Origin of the sequence: Streptomyces sp. NRRL WC-3549 (assembly GCF_000721935.1) — a bacterium.
Lineage (GTDB): Bacteria > Actinomycetota > Actinomycetes > Streptomycetales > Streptomycetaceae > Streptomyces.
In genome coordinates this window covers 1-326 of the sequence record NZ_JOCS01001857.1, presented here as the reverse complement: position 1 = coordinate 326, position 326 = coordinate 1, and the positions used below count along the sequence as shown (strand labels likewise).

At 69.3% G+C, this 326-nt stretch carries 1 protein-coding gene; it reads left to right on the top strand.

Going from position 1 to position 326, the window contains the following annotated elements:
• Window positions 1–97: 97 nt before the first annotated feature.
• Window positions 98–326 (top strand): polyketide synthase dehydratase domain-containing protein (locus IH13_RS36385; RefSeq protein WP_324605153.1); only part of this gene is annotated, 229 nt, incomplete at its 3' end.

Below are 326 nucleotides of genomic sequence, written 5' to 3'. Positions count from 1 at the left end.
GTGGACGAGGCATGCGACGGGTGTGCTGTCGGCCGTGGGCTCAGACACGGGTGAGCCGCTGGTGGAGTGGCCGCCGCGGGACGCAGTGGCAGTTGGTGTGGAGCGGTTCTACGAGGAACTGCTCGGGCTTGGGTACGGGTACGGTCCTGCCTTCCAGGGGCTGCGGGCGGTGTGGCGGCGCGGTGAACACGTTTTCGCCGAAGTCGCGTTGCCGGAGGAGATCTCCGGGGACGGATTCGGTGTGCATCCGGCCTTGCTGGACTCGGCCCTGCACGCGATGGGGCTGGCAAGCGACCGAGCCGAGGGCGGTGGAGGTACAGGCCTGC